Genomic DNA, 16,833 nt, shown 5'->3' with positions numbered 1-16,833 from the left:
ACATTCCCTTTTTTCACACTTAAAAGATTCGTACCTTTGCAAAAAGAGTATGAAGTCCTAAAAAAGAACATAACATCCATTTAATTTTAAATAAATATCACTTATGAATCGATTAAGACATTTAATGTCATTATGTATTTTTATATCACTAATGGCATGCGAACAAAATGAAGACTGGGTTGTAAATGAACCGATGCAATCATTTGAAGAAAATCCAGAGTACGCTCCTCTCAATACTATTCCTGATTGGGTTAGTGAAAAAGTGACACCTAAAGAATACGAACTATGGAGAACCATGAGTTCAAGGTATGAAATAAATTATTCCTTTTTAAAAAAGGATATTTCAGAAAAAAGGAAAAAAGAAATCTATGATTGCATCAACAACATCTGTGAAAGAATAGAAAAAGAGCAGATTAATAAATATGAAGGATTCCTAAATATAGCAGATGAAGATGGCACCACCCTATCAGACTCACAATATTTTGGCAGAATAGCAACAAGATCACCAGAAGGAGGGGCTGAATATAAGACAAATGGATGTACATTGTATACACATAGCTTAGGTCCCTATATAAAAGCTGCTGTTACTTACAAAAAATCCGATGATGATGTTACAATTACGTCATCGAGTGTTTATACGGGATCACCATATTTAGGAAATGACCCGAGTTTTTCTGGTGCTTCCAGTGTTTCTTACGATAAGGATAAGAAATTAATAGCCGCATCGTGTAGCGGAACTTTATCATTCAAAGATGGATCCAGAAAGGTTGAGGTAACTGTACAAAAGACAGGATTCATGATCCCATGATCAATTTGAATATACACAAGATTAATCTTGGTACAGTTAGTACTCTTTTGTGATTTTCTATTCAGATCTTGAAAAAAGTTATAGAACAATTAAAAATAATAGTCACCATGAACAACATTCTAAGTACCAATCATACGTCCATCTATAAATTATTATTCGTCCTATTTTTTGCAGGGATTTGTAATCTGCCATTTAAATGCAATGCTCAGGAATACTCCAAATTGGACGAAGTACCACAGTGGGTCAAAGAAAAAGTTAGTCATGAGGAATATAAATTATGGGAAGTCATGAGTTCTGTTTTTCAAATTGACTACTCTTTTCTCAAAAAAGATATCTCTCAAGAAAGAAAAAAAGAAATACTTCACCTCTTGCAAAACACTGTGTCAAGAATCCAAAATGGTTCATACAATATCGAAAAAGGCTCTTTATTTTGTGTAGCTGATGAATTTAAAATTGACTCCTTGACAAATTGGAGCACCGAAATCTTAGAATGCAGGAAAAAAAGCGGTATTATTTATTCCAGCAGGGACGGCTATGATGCGCATTATAAACTAACTGTGATTTATGGATATGACAAAATGAATAAAAAAGTATATCCGATAAAAAATGAATTAGAGTGTATTAGTTACTCCGGAATAGAGATTACATGCAACGACCTGCCAATTGTAAAATATAACGAAGTCGAAGGAAAGCTGCAAGGAACCTGCTACGGAAATCTTTTCTTCAAAGACGAAAAAGGTGCAACTCACAGTGAAGATTTCACCAAATATTTCGTCTTAGAGCCTTGAAACAGCAACTAATATAAATAAATGAAAAGCATTCCAGTTTCTTCTATTCTATATTTTCTGTTGAGTTTGGGAGTCTTATTCGTAAATGCAAACACATTTACAGATTCCCAAATTTTCCCTAAATGGATGTTTATGTTCGCAGGATTAGGAGTAATTGGATGTCTTTTTTCATTTTATCTTTTCCTGGGAAAAAGGTTTGTTTGCAATGCAAAATGTTGTTACTACACGGTTATTATATCTTGTTTTCTTCAAGCCGGATACGGTATATTACAATTTTTCAATATACTGTCTTCACATTCCATCACCTACAATGTTGTCGGTAGCTTTGATAATCCTGCCGGTTTTGCAGGAAGTTTATGCGCAGGGTTACCATTTACCTTCTATTTTTTACAATATTCAAACAAAAAGGTTCAATGGGCCAGTTGGTGTGCATTGTTTGTTATTGTCTTAGGAGTATTGCTATCAGAATCTCGCGCCGGGTCAATTAGTATATTTACCGTATTAGCAATTTACTTTATTCACCAAAACAAGATTAAGTTCCACTATAAAAAACATATCGGTAGCTTCTTACTCTGTCTATCCTTTCTGCTGATTAGCATATTTGTCATTTCTGTAACAGTCTATCATCTAAAAAAGATTCGGCAGATGGTAGATTATTAATATGGCGTTGCACATGGGAAATGATAAAACATGAGCCTTTTACAGGATATGGAGTCGGAGGATTCAGCGCACACTATATGGATTATCAAGCCCAATATTTCAAGGAACATCCGGATAGTCAATTTGCAATTTTAGCAGACAATATTAAGAGTCCTTTTAATGAATACCTTTCTGTCGGAGTCCAGTTTGGTATTCTAACTTGGGTACTTTTGATAGCTGCTGGTATTTTCTTGATTCTTTGTCACAGGAAGCACCCAACCAAAGCAGGATATGTGTCTCTGCTCTCTTTACTTTCCATTGCAGTTTTTTCTTTTTTCTCTTATCCATTCACTTATCCCTTCATTTGGATTATTAGTGCATTAAGTGTTAGTACTTTAATAGGAAAAGCCTATGAAAATACCTTGTTTCAAAAAACAACAATTATAAAAAGAGGAATTGCTTTTTTCTTATTAATAGGAAGTTTATTTTTGCTTATTGAAGTGGTGAGCAGAATTAAAGCAGAACTGGAATGGGGAAAAGTAGCGCATATGTCGCTCTGTGGACGAACCAATGACATGTTACCACGATACCATAATTTACTACATACTTTTAGAAGAAATCCTTATTTCTTATATAATTACTCTGCCGAACTTTGTGTTGCCGAAAAATATAAAGAATGCTTAGCAATAACGGCTATTTGCTGTAATTATTGGTCAGATTACAATTTAGAATTAGTACAAGCAGAGGCATATATTGGCCTAAAACAATATGATGCAGCCAAACATCATTTAGAGAAAGCTACCTTAATGTGTCCTGTAAGGTTTATACCTCTTTATAGGTTACATTATGTCTACATGAAACAGGGAAAGGCAGAAAAGGCAAATAGGCTGGCTCAATTAATCATAGAAAAACCTATAAAAAAGAATTCTACAATCATTCAAAAAATTAAGGCTGAGATGAAACATCATTTATCGAGAAAAACATGTTTGTACTAAAAGCATACACAACAGTGCATTTGGAAGGCGAAAACATAAATAAGAATACGCCTTTTATGGTCGAAGAGATTGCCAAAACTTTAAAGGCAAACAAATAACGGACATAATTATAAACTGCGGCAATTATTGTCTGATTTACCGTTTCTCTTCGTCCAAGCAACCCTATAATCGCTTAATTTTCACTTATTGTTATCAGATTTTCGTAGGGACATCTTCATCGTTCCACCCGGGTAGAACGAACTGTCTACGTCTGTGACACGATCAGTTTACCTGGGTGCAATGATCAGTTCACCCGGGTGGAACGATGAAGATGTCGGTAAGATAATATAAGAATGTAAGGGAGATATGCTAAGGACATAAGTGTCACAACATACAAATGATAGGCAGAGTAAAATCAATACAGCTGTAGTCTGTAGCAGAAAGAATGATGAGAGACAACTTAAAAAAGGATGAGAGATACACTGTTTGGGAGCATATTATGGGATAAAACGATGAGAGACACCCTGCTCCGAAGGTATCTCTCATTCATTATTCATCTAGTTATCTGATCTTTACAGAAAGACAGTGAGACCGTGAGACTAAAATCTTTTTTTTATTTCTTGGGAGCGAGCAGATTATTCCTTATCTACAGAAAATTTAAAGATACACTGACTCATGTATTTTTCTCCCGGGCGAAGCACAGCCGAAGGCCATTCCGGTTTGTTCGGAGTATCCGGATACTTCTGAGTTTCAAGACATACGGAAGCACGCTGATTATATGTGATACCTTTCTTTCCTGTCAGAGAACCATCCAGAAAGTTGCCGGCATATACCTGAACACCCGGTTCGTTGGTATATACATCCAGTACGATACCCGTTTTGGGAGATTCGAGTGAAGCACATTTACGGGAAATATCCCCTTTGGCATTCAATACCCAGTTATGGTCATAACCATTTCCATTCTTCAATTGTACAAAATCGTAGTCGTTAATGCGTGCCCCTACCGGAGTCGGAGTGCGGAAATCCATCGGAGTACCTTCTACCGGAACAATCTCGCCAGTTGTCATGAATGTGCTGTCTACCGGAGTATAATAATCGGCATCCACCATCAACAAGTGGTCTGCATTGCTTGCTGCATCACCATCGAGATTAAAATAAGAGTGATTGGTCATATTTACGATGGTCGGCTTATCCGTTTCTGCTTCATAGCGGATATCAATTGCATTATCGTCTGTCAGTTTCATCAGGACTTTACAGGTAATGTTACCCGGGAAACCTTCTTCGCCATCCGCAGCGACATAAGTCAGTTCCACTTCTTGCGGATTCAGTTGCACAGCATCAAACACACGATACTGGAATCCATTGGGACCGCCATGCAGGCAATGACCGTAATTATTCTGAGGCAACTGATATTCAATGCTGTCCAATGTGAATCGACCTTGATTGATACGGTTTGCGTAACGACCGATGCTGGCACCAAAATCAGAAGGTTTGCTGATATAATCCTGAATAGAATCGAAACCTAAAACTACATCCTGCATCTTACCGTCTTTATCGGGGACCATCACAGAAACAATGCGTCCACCGAAATTCGTCACACAAACTTCCATGTTGTTCTTGTTACGAAGGGTGTACAGATCGGTTTTCTTACCACCTACTTCAGTCTGGAAGTTAGTTCTTAACAGGCCGGAGTCGGTTGGTTGCTCGGCTTTCGGGGTACAAGCAGCTACAAAAAGGGCAGAAACAGCCCATAATGCTAAATTCTTCATGGTTGATATAAGTATTATTATAAATTAGTTCAACGAACATCTTTTATTTAGATTGCAAAATTGGCGAAATTCTGATAGTTTGGAGGCAACATTCTTTCCAAATAATAGCACAAATCAGTCATTTCGCCAATGATGCAATCATAAACACTTATATCTTTCTAAATCAAAATGATTTATCTTATAACAAATTCAAGTAAACTGATTCCATCACCAGTTACTCCTTTGTATTCGGGAAAGCCGATATTCTCAACCGGGCCGCTCCCATCGGAATCAATGTAATCTCTTCTTTAGCGCCTTTCACCGCATCTTCTTCGGGCAATACACCGCAAAGTCCAGTTTCGTCAATCTGCCATTCGGGGATAATCCGGCCGGTAGCTTTCACTTCCAAAGGCACATTGGCCACCGTGAACGGGAAGTTATCAGCAGGCCAGGACTTACGAACGACTTTGAAGTTCTTCAAAGGCTCTTTCTTATCCAATACCAACGAATAGTTCCAGGGACTGTTAGCATAGATTTCAGTAGTAGGCCACTTCTTCGGGTCAGCACCTTTCTGCCATTTGGAGTCACCGATAGCCGTTTCACGACTGTCTTTTTCTATATATTTCTCGTCAATCTTCAGAGATAAAGTCAACGGACCATAATCCACACTTACACTGTTCTTATTGACTTGCCACGTACGCATGGACAAAGACATCGGAAGAGTCATTTCTACTTTATCACCATCCGCCCATTCGCGTTCGATACAAAGGTATTTACCGGATACAGGTTTCACACTGATCTTCTTTCCGTTGACACGCACTTCGGCTCCTTCAGTCCATGAAGGAATGCGGAGGTAGAACGGGAAATCGACCTTTTCATCGGTAGAAACGGTGAATTTGATGCCTTCTTCAAAAGGATAGTTAGTCTCTTCGTGAAGGACGATTTCTTTTCCATTACCCACTTTGATCTTTGCTTTGCAAGCAGCATAGATGGCAGCAGCAATACCGTTGTCGGGAGTTGCCAATATCAGATGTTCCGAAAAATAAGGCCAGCCTTGTGCATGGTTATGCTGACAGCAACGGCTGCTGAATGGATTCATGGAAAGGAACGGACCACGGTTGTCAATACCCGGATGATGGTTCTTTGAGTCACTGACAGTATGATTCGGACAAGTGATGTAGCGCAAAGCCTTGAAGTCCGGCATCACAGCGGCAGGATAAGAGTTGAAAGCTACTTCTTCGCAATGCTCAGCCCACATCGGATCACCTGTCATACAGAGCATGATCTCATCGGAAGCCATCTGTTCCACCAGTCCGCAGGTTTCCACTCCCTGACGAGGATCGATATATCCCAGACGGGCATTCTCGTCGGCACTGAACATACCGCCCGGAACCTGGCCAAAAGTGCGACGGATCAAATGATGTACATTATAAGAGGCTTTGAGCATGGCGGAATCTCCGGTCTGCATATAATAAGTGGCAGGTTCGCGGAAACACTGGGCGATGTTCACATTGTGCCAGTTGGGCAGGGAGGTTGATTTTGTCCAGTCGGCTGTATTGCGGTGAATCTTCTTGGCAAGGTCCAGCAGGAAGGCATCTCCGGTATGGTTATAAAGCCAATAGATACTGATGATGTTGTCACCGCCACGGCTGTTTTCCCAATAGTCTTCCAGAAGTTTATCGTCGGGAACAGTCATCTGCCATTTGAAGTAGTTCGTCATCAGGTCAATAACCCGTTGGTCCTGAGAATATTCATAATAAGATTGCAGACACCAGAGCATAATCATCTGTGCCCACAATTCACGCTTGCCGTTCCGTTCGTTGACAGGACCGAAGTATCCATCGGGCTGGCAACTGGCAAATACACCTTCAATCCATGTTTTTGTTTCTGCAATCATCTTCGGGTCATTCAGGATATAGGCAAGGTTGCCATAACCTTTCAGCCAGTAAGGTACTTCTTCCCAGCCATGATCACCACCGGTTGTCAGCCAGGCGTTATTATCTTTCTCCAGCCAGGCACTGATTTCTCCCAGATGTCCGGTCAGCCCGTCACGTTGCAGTTCGAGGTACTTCTTTACCCAGCCTTCCGGCTGGATGCTGCCGACAGGCAGCTTAATAAAGTTCAACGGACGGAGCGGGGCCCGATAGCTCACATAATTCACATTCGTCGATTCTGTGTCGGGGCGGTCCATCACCCTTACAGACTCACTGGCAGTGCGTGTAGTAAAAGCTGCTGTCAGTAACCCGACAGTCAGCAGCGTACCCGCAACACCTATTTTAAAAGATCGTTTCTGTTTCATTTTGAATATTTTTTTGGAGATACTACCGACTTTTTAGTCAGCCTTGTTTTAATTCGGTTTATTTATAATTATAAATCAATTCTCCGCCTTTTATCAGTTCATTGTGAGATATACGGTAGTCAGCAATCTTTTTCCCGTTGAAATGGATACTTTTGATCGGTGCGTCTTTCTTTTTCCGTCCTTCTGTCTGAATAGTAAGTACGTTTCCATTCGTCAACCGCAACAGTACCCTGTCGAAAAGCGGAGAGGTCAGATCATAGTATTCATCTCCCACAAGCAGAGGATAGAAACCCATTGCCCCGAACACGTACCAGGCACTCATCGTACCGTCGTCTTCGTCCATTTCGGGACTATACCCTTCGGGGGCATTCTTGAATGCCTTACCCAGATAAGGAGTCTTAAATTCCGAGTTGCCTCCATATTTATGGATCATCGGTTCGGTCATCAGACTGCGTACTATCTGCTGGGTTTTCTCCGGTGCCCCAAGTCGGTTGAACAGGTAAGGAACATGGATATCCGGTTCGTTTCCCTGATTATAAAGGTGATGGTCGAAGAAATAGGTAAGTTGCAAACGAAGAGAGTCCTGCCCTACCCATTCTATCATTTTATCAATGTATTGTGGAGCCGCCCATCGGTATTGCCAACGGGTTCCCTGATAGAGTCCGTTGTTCTTCATCACTTCAAAAGCGGGAGTCACATTCATAAATTCCTTCTTCCATGTTTCTTCAAAAAGAGAGACCGAACGTTGCCGGTATTGTTCGGAATCCGCCTTTTCACCGATGATTTCCGCAATCTTTGCCATTGCCCACAAGTCATATGCCGATTCCATCTTCTGGTCGGGCGAACGCATGGGCAACCGCTCCATTTCCTGCTTCATACCAGCGTATCCTTTACGGAAATCAAGGTTGGTAATTCCTTTCCGGTAAGCGTCCAACAAAAGAATTACGGCATGTTCCGTACGTACTGTCGGGGTAGACTCGAATCCGGTGGACCAGTCTTTCTTTCCCGTTGCATACAGATGAATCAGGGAAGTCGCCATATCCCGCATCTTCGCAGGTTCGGTCAGTACCAACAAAGGAAATTTAGTGCGGAAGGTATCCCATAACGACCAGTTACTGTAATATCGGAAGTCTTCTGAGATATACACTTTTCCATCCGTACCCAGATAAGCTCCGTCCGGAGAACTGACATCCGCCGGACTCAGGTAAGTACGATACAGGGAAGTATAGAAAATGACCCTGTCATCTTTCTTGCCTCCTTTGACGTCGATAGCTGACAATTGTTTTTCCCACTGATCAGCGGTCCGGGATTTCACATCTTCGAAGTCCATCTTTTCCCAACGGGCACATTCCCAGCTCGCCAGTTCGGAACTTAACGCAGACAGTCCGATACGGACTTCCACCGAACGTACCTTTTTGCCAAAGGTAAGGCAGGCAGTCGTCTCTTTCTGTTCTTCCAACTGGAAAGGCTGGCTGGTATTTAAGGAGAAATAGAGTTTGTAGCATCCATGTCCGCAGACGTTCTTTGCCTGTACATAGCCTTCGATGCAAGTTTCCGATATACGTTTGTAATGGCAGGTAGCTACGTCTTCAAACGTAGAGGCGAAGTCTATCCAAAGGGCAGCGGAAAGGCTTCGGGGAAATTTATAGCGTTCCACCGCCATAGCGTTGGTCGCTGTCAATTCAGTTTTGATACCATTGGTAAAAGCTGTCGAGTAATATCCGGGAGTTGCTTTCTCGCGGGACTTTTTAATATGCAATTCCTGTGAAGGAGCTACCGGACGAATGCGCAGGTTTCCTCCTCCGCCACTACATCCCACTCCGGAGAGGCGGTTGACAGAGATACCGGAGACTTTCGTCACTGCATAATCATAACCGGCATGGCTACGCGGATCATTATCCGGACACACACAAACCATTCCGAAAGGAGCGGCAGCGCCCGGAGCTACCTGTCCGTTATCACCGGAAGTACCGATAAACAAGTTGACATACTTTGTATTTTGTGCAACTGACGGTGTCATGATAGATAACACGACTAAAAGAAGGGCATACCATCTGCTTCGGTTGTTTTTCATGCTTCTAAAATAGTATCATCCTGTCACTCTTCGCTACGCTCTGAATGACAGGATAGGATAAACTAATGATATAATATACTTATCTTTAATTCTTGTTTACAGAGAACTTAAAGATACACTGACTCATATATTTCTCGCCCGGACGAAGTACTGCCGAAGGCCATTCCGGTTTGTTCGGAGTATCGGGATACTTCTGAGTTTCGAGACATACGGAAGCACGCTGGTTGTAAGTGATACCTTTCTTTCCGGTCAACGAACCATCCAGGAAGTTTCCTGCATATACCTGAATACCCGGTTCGTTAGTATATACATCGAGTACGATACCAGTCAGCGGTGATTCGAGAGTAGCACACTTACGGGTAATGTCGCCCTTAGTATTCAATACCCAGTTATGATCGTAACCGTTACCATTCTTCAACTGTACGAAATCGTAGTCATTGATACGTGCGCCTACCGGAGTCGGAGTGCGGAAGTCCATCGGAGTTCCTTCAACCGGAGCGATCTCGCCTGTAGTCATGAAGGTACTGTCTACCGGAGTATAATAGTCAGCATCAATTGTCAGCAGATGCGCCTCATTACGGGCTGCGTCTCCGTCAAGATTGAAGTAAGAGTGGTTAGTCATATTCACAATGGTCGGCTTGTCGGTTTCCGCTTCGTAACGGATATCGATCGCATTATCGTCTGTCAGCTTCATCAACACTTTACAAGTGATATTTCCCGGGAAACCTTCTTCGCCATCTTCTGCCGTGTAAGTCAATTCCAGTTCTTGCGGATTCGGCTGAACGGCATCAAACACACGGTACTGGAATCCTTGCGGACCGCCATGCAGGCAGTGACCGTAATTATTCTGAGGCAACTGATACTCAGTACCGTCCAAAGTAAATCGACCTTGGTTGATACGGTTAGCATAACGGCCGATGCTTGCTCCGAAGTCCGAAGGCTTGCTGACATAATCCTGAATCGAATCGAAGCCGAGCACTACATCACGCATCTGTCCGTCCTTGTCGGGTACCATCACTGAAACGATACGACCACCGAAGTTCGTTACACAAACTTCCATGTTGTTCTTGTTGCGCAAGGTATACAAATCTGTTTTCTTTCCATCCACTTCCATCTGGAAGTTACTTTGCAATAAACCGGAATCCGTTATTTTCTCGGCTTTCGGTGTACAAGCTGCCATTAAGAGGGCGGCAACTGCCCATACACATAACTTTTTCATGGTATTCTATTAATTGATACTATTCAATAAATCTACTTTGCCTTCGTTAACCAACTTAAGAATCAGTTCTCCGAAAAGCGTATTCTGCCAGGCAAACCAGGCACGGGTGAAGTTCTTCGGATCGTCTTTGTGGAAAGATTCATGCATAAAGCCTGTTCCGGCATCGGTATCCATCAGCATTTTGATACAGGTTTTGATTTCCGCATCATCCTTGCTGGTGAAGGCTTTCATCATGATACTCATCGGCCACACCATATCATAACCGATATGCGGTCCGCCGATACCTTCGCCTGCCTTGCCTTTGAAGAAGTAAGGATTGTCTTCGCTCCACACGAATTTACGGGTATTCTGATAGATAGGATCGTTTACATCTACATCACCCAGATAAGGCATGGCAAGCAGGCTCGGTACATTGGCATCATCCATCAGGAAGTGATTTCCGAAGCCGTCTACCTCAAAAGCATAGATTTTACCATATTTCGGGTGGTTGTATACCGCATATTTCTTCAATGCTGTCTCTACTTCCTTTGCCAGGTCTTTGCATTCCTTAGCCAAAGCAGTCTTCTTATTTACCTTATCAAGTATTTCGGCTGCTTTGCGCAATGAAGATACGGCAAAGAAATTGGAAGGTACCAGATATTGAAGAGTCGTCGCATCATCCGAAGGACGGAAGCAGGAGACGATCAGACCAACCGGTTTCACTGGTGCTCCGAGTCCGTCATTATTCAATGTATCCAATGCACGTTCTGTCTTACGCTGGAATTTATACGGGCCAACTCCGTCTTTGCGCTGTTGTTCCTTGAATGTTTTCAGCACATTGGTGATAGCCTGAATCCATTCTTCTGAGAAGATGCTGGCATCTCCGGTTGTTTTCCAGTAGTGATAAGCCAGACGCAGCGGGTAGCAAAGTGAATCGATTTCCCATTTACGCTCGTGCAGTTCCGGCTTCATATCGGTCAGGTCACTCATCCAGTGATTGTCTTCAACGGCACCGTCATTAAATGCGTTTGCATACGGATCGATATTGATACATTTGAACTGGCGGAGGATAACACCTGCCAGCATCTCTTTCAGTTCGGGATCGGAGTTTGCCAACTGCACATACGGCCATACCTGCGCACCCGAGTCACGAAGCCACATTGCGTGAATGTCGCCCGTATAAACGAATGTATCCGGTTTGCCATCCGCGCCTTTGCGGAAGTGTACGGTAGTATCGATGGTATTGGGGAAACAGTTTGCGAACATCCATGCCAGTTTCTCGTTTTTCAGAAGTTTCTGCACACGGATGATTTCCTTTTCTACCGCATTCGAACGGAAAAGACGTTTGGAAACTTCCGGACGATTGTCTTTCTGAATAGCGTCCGTCACACATACATGCATTCCGGACATCGTATTTGCAGCCTGCATCTGACCGCCACAAAGGAGCATGCCTGCCAGCATACCCGCACTGATATATTTTACTTGCTTCTTCATAAATTACTTTTTCTTTTTAAATTCGTTGGAGAAAGAATAAGGGAAATCGGTTTCTTTGGTACCACGCTGCTCATTGGGTTTGGAATCCATCTTGAAAGTGATGGAAGCACCGTTCATAAGGTCCTCGTGAGTCACGTAGTTCTTTGTATGGTCTTTGCCGTTCAAGGTCATGGAAGAGATATAACGTTTGTCGTCTCCGTTATTTGGAGCGGAGATGGTTACTGTCTTTCCATTTTCAAGATGCAGCTTCATCTGTTTGAAGTAAGGAGTACCGAGAATATACTCATCCGTACCCGGACATACCGGATAGAAGCCCATAGCAGAGAACACATACCACGCAGAAGTCTGGCCGTTGTCCTCATCACCACAATAACCGTCGGGAGCAGGAGTATAAAGCTTATCCATCACTTCACGAATCCAGTGCTGCGCTTTCCACGGCTGACCGGAGTAGTTGTACATATACAGCATATGCTGGATAGGCTGGTTACCGTGTGCATAGTTACCCATATTCATAATCTGCATCTCACGGATTTCGTGGATGACACCGCCATAATAGCTGTCGTCAAAGACAGGAGGCAGGATAAATACAGAGTCCATCATCTGGTTGAAGCCGTCTTTTCCGCCCATCAGGTCGATCAATCCCTGAGGATCATGGAATACGGACCAGGTATAATGCCAGCTGTTTCCTTCGGTGAAAGCGTCTCCCCACTTCAACGGGTTGAACGGAGACTGGAATTTGCCATCCTCATTCTTGCCGCGCATCAGTTTATGTTCGGGATCATACAGATTCTTATAGTTCATGGCTCTCTTTGCAAAGATCTCAATTTCCTTTTTAGGCTTGTTCAAGGCCTTACCCAGCTGATAGATACACCAGTCATTATAAGCATACTCCAGTGTGCGGGCTGCATTTTCATTGATGCCTACGTTGTAAGGAACATAACCGAGCTTATTGTAGTAGTCATAGCCCAGACGTCCGGTAGAAGAAACCTGCGGATGTACCGCATTAGCTCCGTGCTTTACAGCTTCCCAAAGGGTTTCGATATCATATCCTTTCAGACCTTTCAGGTAAGCATCGGCAACTACTGAAGCCGAATTGTTGCCAACCATACAGCCTCTGTGTCCCGGGCTTGCCCATTCCGGCAGGAAGCCGCTTTCTTTGTAGGTATTTACCAATCCTTCCTGCATCTTCATGTTCATAGACGGATACATCAGGTTCAGGAAAGGGAAAAGACAACGGAACGTATCCCAAAAACCGGTATCGGTAAACATATAGCCGGGAAGTACTTCACCATTATAAGGACTGTAGTGAACGATATCTCCTTTCGCGTCTATTTCGTAGAAGCTTCTGGGGAAAAGTACCGAACGATACAGGCAGGAGTAGAAAGTACGCAAATGGTCGATATCATCATCTTCCACTTCGATGCGTCCCAAAACGTCGTTCCATACCTTACGGCCTTTTGCCGCAATCTGGTCTATGTTATCTTTGCCCAACTCTTTCAAGTTCAGTTCCGCCTGTTCGGGGCTGATGAAAGAAGAAGCTACACGTACATTTACCTGTTCGCCTTTACGGGTTTTAAAGCCGATCAATGCGCCGGCATGCTTATCGTTGGCTTCCAGTTTATTGGTATCGATGTTACCATTGGCAACAGCTGCCGTATAAGTAAAAGGCTTGTCAAACTCCAGTACGAAGTAATTCTTGAAGTTTGCAGGAACACCGCCGCTGTTCTTGGTCGTATAACCGATAATCTTGTTTTCCGAAGGGATGACTTTCACAAACGAACCGTTGTCGAAAGCATCTACAACTACATAAGAGTGATCGTTCTCAGGGAAAGTGAAGCGGAATGCTGCCGCTCTTTCTGTCGGAGCAATCTCGGTTACTACATCATGGTCGGCAAGGTATACTTTGTAATAGTAAGGAGTAGCCGTTTCTGCTTTATGCGAGAACCAGCTGGCACGCTGATCCTGATCGAAAACGGCTTTACCGGTAATCGGCATGATGGAGAACTGACCGTAATCATTGATCCAGGGGCTGGGCTGGTGGGTTTGTTTAAAACCTCTGATTTTATCGGCATCATAGGTATATGCCCAGCCATCCCCCATTTTTCCGGTCTGGGGAACCCAAAAGTTCATTCCCCAGGGAAGGGCGATAGCGGGATAAGTGTTTCCGGTAGATAAGGCGTGCTTGGACTGAGTACCTACCAGCGGACTAACATAGTCCACTGGTCCGGTAATCGTTTTAGCATCCATATTCCACGCACTAAATAAAGTAAAAGCTAATAGAGCGAGTTTTTTCATGGTGTTCTTGTTTTATTTAGTTAGTTTTTCTTCAAGCATCTTTATAAAATAGCCGCCAACTACGGAACGCGCCTGGAAACCTCTCTGAATCGGATTGTCCGTAAATACCCAGTCGGACATCGGAACGCGGGTAGTCGTTTCATCCATAAACAGATATACCGGTTCAATAAACTTCTCGAAAGTAGCTTTGTCCTGTGCCATGGTAGCTGTCCACATGATCCAGTCAGTCTTGGTATAAGTTTCACGGTTATCCAGCGGAAGGCCGTATTTATTTTGCTTCGTAAGATAATAAGCAATTTCTGTCTCAGCAACTTTTTCCGGGAAAATCTGTAGTTTCAGCAATTTGTCCCACACCAGATTATACTTCTGGCTCCAGGTTCCCGGTTTATCGAATGTCAGACGGTAGTGGTCGCCGTCATCCGCCATCTTCACCCATTCGGCAGCCATTTCTTTCGCCTTCTTCGTGTACTTTTCAGCAATGTCTTTTTTGCCCAGCATATCTGCCATGTAGCCGTAAGAAGCAATACCCATGATAGCCTTGATAGAAAGATTGGCATTGTGCGCAAAGTGTCCGGCAAAGTCATCCGTACAAAGTTGGTTCTCCGGATCAAGACCATACTCTACCAGATAATCCGTCCAGGTTGTCAGAGTTTCCCAATGCTTTTGTGCGTAGTCGGCATTTCCTTCTACAGCAGCAATCGCTGCAGCAAGGACTACCATATTGCCAGATTCTTCGATTGGCATATCGCCTCCGTAAGTCTGGCCGTTAGCCAGCGGATATGTACCTACGTCGTGAGCAGCAAACGGTTTGGTCCATTTTCCGCTTTCACTATAATAGAAGATATGGTTCATGGTAGCTTTGACCAGTTCCGGATTGTAAAGCAGAAGCAACGGAGCTCCCGGATAAGTCAGATCGACTGTTCCGATGGAACCATTACTGAAATTCTCTTTGGAAAGGAATACCAGGTCACCATTCGGAGCTTGTACCAGTTTATGGGCAGCTAATGCCTGACGATAAGCCAGAGCGCAAAGTTCGGCATACTTGCGTCCGCCGGCCGCTTCAGCCTCCGCCATCAGTTTCTTATCGAAAGCTGCACAATTTTTCATTTGAGTCTTATATTCCTGTTCTGCTTTCTGGAATTGTGATACGATTGTTTCACTGCCTGTACGATTCCAGTAAGGACGGAGGTTTTCACCAAAGTACTGGATAGAGTAAATATCATCGTAACCGATCAGCAGGTGTCCGTTCGCTTTCTTTGTTTCACCCAGTGAGCGTACTAAAGCTAGTTTGTCATAACCATTGGTGGTAGGAGCTTCCAGTTTGTTCTCTGTAAAGCTTTGGCGAAGTTTCTTTCCGTCACCGATAGCATAGGTGCTGTTCTCTTTTTCAGCAGCCAGGTAGAAGTGTCCCCAGTCAATACGTACATCGTCACCTTTCTTTTTCAGGATGTCCTGATTACGGCTGCCGGTACGCAGGAACAACAGATCACCGTCAGTAAAGCTGTCGGCTACGGATTCCTGATGAGGCAGATCGAGTGCCCATTGAGGAGCAGCTTCAAAATAGAGTTCAACTTGGTGCGCCTGTCCGTCGTTAGAAATGACTTCATAAGAAATATAGTTGACAGGGCGTGCCATCAAGTCCAGATTGTCCATAAACAGGGGCGCGGTAAATGTCAAATTCAAGTCTACCGGACCACAAGTGAAGTTATAATAAGTCTGCATAGGTTGAACATCGGCAGAAGTCTGCTGTGCAGTCTGATTGAAGTAACGGTTATTATCCAATTCTACCAGCAAACCAAAATCCAGCAAGCCATTCGCTCCACGGTTGTGACAATAAGCGGCAATCAGGTTTTCTCCCTGTTTCAGGGACGCTACCACTTCTTCCGATAACTTCACCTGTACGTGCTTCTTACAAGCGTTTCCTGTGTCTACAACCTTTATTCCGTTGATATAGATAATCACATCATCATCATGAGAATATTCCAGATATACATTCTTACCTGTCAGGTCTTCCTGAATATCAGCAACACGGCGTACCCAGATAAATTCTTCACCCCACTGGGTCTTGGCTACATGTTCGTTCTCCATGGTTCCGAAGGCACCTTCACCTTCTTTCCAGGCAGCATCATTGAAGCCGACATTTTGCCATCCGTCGGCAGGTTGCTGAATTGTATATTTTCCTGTCCAGTTACCTTGTTCCGAAGTTTTCACCAGAGGTCTCAACTCCAGTTCCTCCGTTCCCATAAAGCGGTAAGTCTGTCCGTCGACTTTAGCTACACCGATTAAAGGGAAATCTTTACCGCTCCAATGTTTGACCGAACCGTCGTATAAGTTGTCCGTGAAAGACCATGCACTGGTATACGGGTCTATGCTCACCAGCGGATAAGCCGGAGCACGCAACTCGCTCTTCACATGCTGTTCCAGCTGGGTCTCACAGCTACAAAATACAGAGGCTGCTCCCAGCAACAGCGTCATCAGTTGTTGTTTCATAATTTAATTACCTGTTTTATTTAATC

At 43.5% G+C, this 16,833-nt stretch carries 10 protein-coding genes; 3 read left to right on the top strand and 7 right to left on the bottom strand.

Annotation, left to right across the window (positions count from 1 at the left end; all coding sequences use genetic code 11):
- Positions 1-103: 103 nt before the first annotated feature.
- The 3 genes from KTR07_RS19600 to KTR07_RS28505 all read left to right on the top strand — a co-directional run bounded on the left by KTR07_RS19600 (position 104) and on the right by KTR07_RS28505 (position 3,230).
- Complete coding sequence (locus tag KTR07_RS19600) at positions 104-808, top strand: hypothetical protein (RefSeq protein ID WP_048697953.1); 705 nt, start codon at positions 104-106, stop codon at positions 806-808.
- Positions 809-915: 107 nt separating this feature from the next.
- Positions 916-1,596 (top strand): hypothetical protein, encoded by a 681-nt coding sequence (locus tag KTR07_RS19595; RefSeq protein ID WP_008767164.1) that lies wholly within the window; start codon positions 916-918, stop codon positions 1,594-1,596.
- Positions 1,597-2,276: 680 nt separating this feature from the next.
- Entirely contained in the window at positions 2,277-3,230 is a 954-nt protein-coding gene (locus KTR07_RS28505; RefSeq protein WP_229032989.1) for an O-antigen ligase family protein, read from the top strand.
- Between the two features lie 614 nt (positions 3,231-3,844).
- Here KTR07_RS28505 and KTR07_RS19585 read toward each other — a convergent pair.
- The 7 genes from KTR07_RS19585 to KTR07_RS19555 form a co-directional block, all read right to left on the bottom strand.
- Complete coding sequence (locus KTR07_RS19585; protein WP_022472140.1) at positions 3,845-4,978, bottom strand: aldose epimerase family protein; 1,134 nt, start codon at positions 4,976-4,978, stop codon at positions 3,845-3,847.
- Between the two features lie 214 nt (positions 4,979-5,192).
- Positions 5,193-7,256: a beta-L-arabinofuranosidase domain-containing protein gene (locus KTR07_RS19580; protein WP_048697951.1), complete on the bottom strand. Its 2,064-nt coding sequence runs from the start codon at positions 7,254-7,256 to the stop codon at positions 5,193-5,195.
- A 58-nt stretch (positions 7,257-7,314) separates the two neighbouring features.
- A complete protein-coding gene (locus tag KTR07_RS19575; RefSeq protein ID WP_048697949.1) occupies positions 7,315-9,330 on the bottom strand; it encodes a glycoside hydrolase domain-containing protein in 2,016 nt (671 codons plus the stop codon).
- A gap of 85 nt (positions 9,331-9,415) precedes the next feature.
- Entirely contained in the window at positions 9,416-10,549 is a 1,134-nt protein-coding gene (locus tag KTR07_RS19570) for an aldose epimerase family protein (RefSeq protein ID WP_117981113.1), read from the bottom strand.
- 9 nt (positions 10,550-10,558) lie between these two features.
- Positions 10,559-11,977: a glycoside hydrolase family 125 protein gene (locus KTR07_RS19565; RefSeq protein WP_224200668.1), complete on the bottom strand. Its 1,419-nt coding sequence runs from the start codon at positions 11,975-11,977 to the stop codon at positions 10,559-10,561.
- 48 nt (positions 11,978-12,025) lie between these two features.
- Positions 12,026-14,317, bottom strand: a complete 2,292-nt coding sequence (locus tag KTR07_RS19560) for a GH92 family glycosyl hydrolase (RefSeq protein ID WP_008762490.1) — start codon at positions 14,315-14,317, stop codon at positions 12,026-12,028.
- A 12-nt stretch (positions 14,318-14,329) separates the two neighbouring features.
- On the bottom strand, positions 14,330-16,807 hold the full coding sequence (locus KTR07_RS19555; protein ID WP_011108862.1) for a glutaminase domain-containing protein: 2,478 nt from the start codon (positions 16,805-16,807) through the stop codon (positions 14,330-14,332).
- Between the last annotated feature and the right edge of the window lie 26 nt (positions 16,808-16,833).

The sequence above is a fragment of the Bacteroides sp. MSK.20.82 genome (assembly GCF_019052485.1).
GTDB classification, from domain to species: Bacteria; Bacteroidota; Bacteroidia; order Bacteroidales; family Bacteroidaceae; genus Bacteroides; species Bacteroides thetaiotaomicron.
Note: the sequence above shows the minus strand (reverse complement) of the source record. Positions and strands in the feature narration are given on the sequence as shown.